Annotated in this window: 4 protein-coding genes; all 4 read right to left on the bottom strand. The window is 49.0% G+C overall.

Going from position 1 to position 4,290, the window contains the following annotated elements; genetic code table 11:
* On the bottom strand, nucleotides 1–653 hold a 653-nt coding region (locus tag JW953_12665; protein ID MBN1993544.1), incomplete at its 3' end, for a glycosyltransferase family 2 protein.
* 289 nt (nucleotides 654–942) lie between these two features.
* A complete protein-coding gene (locus tag JW953_12660; GenBank protein MBN1993543.1) occupies nucleotides 943–1,155 on the bottom strand; it encodes a hypothetical protein in 213 nt (70 codons plus the stop codon).
* 220 nt (nucleotides 1,156–1,375) lie between these two features.
* Nucleotides 1,376–2,479 carry a hypothetical protein gene (locus JW953_12655; GenBank protein MBN1993542.1) on the bottom strand — a complete coding sequence of 368 codons (1,104 nt, stop codon included), beginning with the start codon at nucleotides 2,477–2,479 and terminating at the stop codon, nucleotides 1,376–1,378.
* Nucleotides 2,476–3,951 (bottom strand): glycosyltransferase family 39 protein, encoded by a 1,476-nt coding sequence (locus JW953_12650; protein ID MBN1993541.1) that lies wholly within the window; start codon nucleotides 3,949–3,951, stop codon nucleotides 2,476–2,478. The genes JW953_12655 and JW953_12650 overlap by 4 nt, the downstream gene beginning before the upstream one ends.
* Nucleotides 3,952–4,290: the final 339 nt, after the last annotated feature.

The following is a 4,290-nucleotide window of genomic DNA, read 5'->3' as shown; positions in this document are numbered from 1 at the left end:
GACTTCTCGCCAATGTTATATATTGGCCGGATGGGGACATCCTGAACACGCTGATCAAAAATATTCAACATCACTAATAAATGATTGGGATAACCATAACGGGGATAGAGTTTTTGTAAAGGTAATAACCGAATAGCCTCACTTGAAATGGCCGTATAGCCGGTTTGTGAATCTGCCACATGCCAGTAACCGGAGGCGATTTTGGTCATTAACGAGAGAAATCCATTGCCGAGATAACGACGCCTGGGAATCAACTGCCAGGCTTCGCCAGTGAAAAGGCGATTACCTTTAACATAGTCTGCCCTATTCTCAACAACCGGCTCCACCACTTTTCTCAATTCCGCTGGGTCCATCTGAGCATCGCCGGCCATCACCGCCACCATATCCATGCCGGCTTCGGCTGCTTTTTGGTAACCCGTAACAATGGCTGCGCCCACGCCTCGATTAACCGGATGACGGATCAACTCCAAACGTTCATTCATAGAGGGTTGCGTTAAATAAGAATTTACCCGCTCGCAGGTTGCATCACCACTACAATCATCAATCACATAAATATGATCAACAAAATCGGGCATCGTTTCTATTACTCGCCCGATGAGTTTTTCTTCATTATAAGCCGGTACAACCACCCCGATACGTTTATCTTTCAACACACCAGTTGCCTCTTCAACACACTCACTATCTTCTCCGCCGCATCACCATTCCCAAATACCAGCCTCGGGCTTTTCATTTAACAACACTTCTTCAATCCGGGCTAACATCTGGCCGGTTTGCCATCCCTGCGGGCCTGAACCCACCTCAAGACTAGAGTTTTTCCTTAATTAAGAGGTACAGCGGCCTTGCACTTACGGGATGTGCCCCCACCTAACCTCCCCCAAAGTGGGAGGGATAAAATGCCCCTCCCTTTGGGAGGGGTTGGGGGAGGGCTACTCCACAGATTTATTAGGGAACAACTCTACTATAATCCGGTTCGGGGTTGGCCAACTGCCGAAAAAAAATTGCCGACATATCATCATTGTAGTGCTGGCCCGTATGCACCAACACTTCGGTATGCTCTTGCCGCCAAACCCGGCTGACCGGAGCAGCTTTGATAAATTGAGGTCGCGGCCCGATAATGGAAATTAATTTTACCCATTTTCTCCAGTTGAAAAACAAAAAAGGTCAATTTCTCTCCAGGGACTACTCAAGTTCTTTCAAAGAAAAATTTTTTTCTTCCCAAGAACCTGACAGTTTCTTTCAAGGAACTTGATGATTTCTTTCAAACAAATTTAGAGCCAGGTCCGATAGTAGTATAGTAAAATCCAGGTTTGGTTTCAACCCCCATTTTTGGGGGATAGAGCCATCAAACTGCAATGATGAAATTAGACAACTATTTTCAACCCATCCCCGGTACACCTTTTAATAATAACACGTTCGTGGCTATCCAAAAGTAACTATAGTTCAGAATACGCCGGGAACGAGCCAACGCGGCATAGAGCAGCATTGCCGGCACCAGACCCATTGTCAACCGTACCATCGCAGCCGGTTCACGAAAGGTCGAGGCCGGCAGAAACAACACTACCAGACTATTGAGCAACAAGCTATAGATGAATGGATGTACCTCACCCTGCCCCAGACGCCTCACGCTCAGCCAAATACCGGCCAGGCCGGGAAAAATTGACATCGGCGCTACAACCAATGAGACGATGAGAAAAGCGGGGATGCTGACGGTGGCAATGGCCAGCCAGCCGCCCAGGGGAATCAGGCTGAACGGCGTCGCCCCTGCGCCGCCGGAGCCTACGCCAAAACTGCCCAGCCAGGCCCACAGCAACAGTTGATAAGCCAAAAACGGCAGCGCCGCCAAACCTAAACCAATAACCCATTTCCATTGACCCTTTTGGAACGTGTAGAGGATATAAGCCGCCAGAAAAATCAAAGTGGTCTCTTTGCCCAACGCCGCCAGGCCAAAAGCCGCAATGGCCCAGGCGCGCCGCTCTTTGGCCCAGGCCAACATGGCTACCATAACCAGGGCATAAGCTAACGGTTCATTCAAATCGGCGCGTAAGGCCAATAGCTGACCTCCATACATCCCATAAACCAGAGCGTACCAACGACTGACCCGAAAATCTATTAACAATAACTCCGTCACCCAAGTCCCTAAACCAATGGCGAGAATGTTGACCAAAATCAACGTCCAGGGAATTAGGGCCGGTTGACCAAAAGCTAATAATCGCGCCGTCAACGGATACAAAATACGCTGGTAACGATAAGCCGGTTTATCCAGATAAGGCGCAGCCTCCAACGGATGGAGGGCGATTTGATAGGCAAATTGGCCGTCATAACCTTCGCTGCCCAGGGGGTCGGCATGACTAAAACGAGTGCCCAACAAAACAAAAGCCATCGGATCGCCATCATTCCAAATGAGGACGCCCAAAACATAGAGCAGGCAAACAATGACCACCACAAAGGTGGGCGTCAACCATTTTTTTTGACGTTTCACTTAACGCCTCGCAGGTTATACAGGTAGAGTTGGATTTCGCCCCAATCTTTCACGGACAAACGGGGATAGGCCGCTTCTATGGCCTGGTGAACGGCCTCCTGTTCCGGGCCGTTGTAACCCGGCATGACCGTTAACCAGAGGCGATTTGCGCCGGTTACGGCTGTTTGCCATTCAACTACATCGCCGCCAAAAAGACGATGGTCCTCAGGCAACGCCCAGTCATTGCCCTGGTCGGCCAACCAATGCGGTATCTCCGGCGTATACCATAAGGCCGGTATGCAAGAAGCATCTTGGAGGTGAAGACTAACATCGCCCTCCATAAAACCGGTCTCAACCATCTGCGCGGCTTCTCGGATGGGTGGTTTAGCCGGGTCAGGGGTGACCACGTTTGCCGCCAGGGTGATGATAAAGGTAAAAACCAAGACAATCACCAGGTAAGGCGTGGGCGAGCCTTTGGGAGCTGCCGTAACTCCACGGGCTAACAATAAAATGAGGGCAGGCGAGGCAATAGCAAAGGAACGTTCCAGGTAAATAGGCTTGATTAACCACGAAATAACTAAAACAATGACGATAGGCGCCAACAGGCTAAACCAAAGAGCCAGTTCATTATACCGTTCTAACCTTGCCCGACGGCGACCATCCCAAAATATTAACAACAAGGCGGCCAACGTTAAGAATAAACCGATGGGTGCCAGCCAAACAGGACTCCGGTGCGCAAAGACCAGATAAAAAACGGTGGTTAAAGGAGACAGGAGGTGTGGCGTGGTTTGCCAGGCTCTACCCCCGACCAAATAAGCGCCGGTATTGTTTAGGGCCTGGTTGACCTGCGGTAGAAAAAATAACGCTACCAGGCTGTCAGCCAATACCAAACGCCAAATGACGCTGCGTAGCCGGGTCAGGTCAAACAATAACCAGAGATGCAGGCCGATCAGTAAAAAAACAAAAAAATAATGCGCATAAAGTCCCAGAACCGCCACCAGAATATATCCCAGCCAGATGAACCATTTTCCTTTGACGGTAACCGCATAGAGAAAAATCCAGGTCAGGGCCACTGATAAAAAAACAACCAGGCCATACATCCGGGCCTCCTGGGCAAAGTAAACCTGAAAAGGGCATAGGGCTAACCCCAGGGCGGCCAATGCGCCGGTGGCTCGATTAAACAGCCAACATCCCAAACCATAAACCAGGGGAATAGCGCCCAGGCTGAATAAGGCCGACAAGGTCCGAATGGCGGCTTCACTCTGCCCCAGGGAAAGCCAAAAATGTAACAGCAAGTAGTAACCAGGAGGGTGAATGGAAGCAATGACGACATTATCCCAAATTTGGCCTGGACTCAAGCGAGCAATAAGGACGCTAAACGCTTCATCATACCAAAAACTAGATCCACTTATTTGCAGCCAGCGCAGGCCGGCACCAACAAATAGGGCAATTATCAGGATAAGTTTATTATGTTGCTCCAGCCAATTTATCATCTTTCTCTCAAATCAAAAATAAGATAATCCTCATTTTGCACAAGTATTGGAAAATGTTGAACCAAAAATTGTTTCAGCGCCGGTTGCGCTTCATACGCTTCAAATTCAGTAACAATAAAATATTCTGTGTCGTCTGATTTGAAGAGGTTAAAACGTTCCTCCACGCTTATGTCAGGTTGACCTCCAAGTTTAGCCAGGTCAAGTTCAATGGGACCCGGCCAACTTGAACCTGAAATTTCTCCATAATATTGGACTTGAATTTAGAATAAAAAATGGGCGGGCTGCGAGTTGCGCAGAACCGCCCTTGGGTAGAGAATTTGGCTATGAACACACAAAAAT

The sequence above is a fragment of the Anaerolineae bacterium genome (genome assembly GCA_016931895.1).
Classification (GTDB): Bacteria; Chloroflexota; Anaerolineae; order 4572-78; family J111; genus JAFGNV01.
This window is presented reverse-complemented; position numbering and strand designations above follow the sequence as displayed.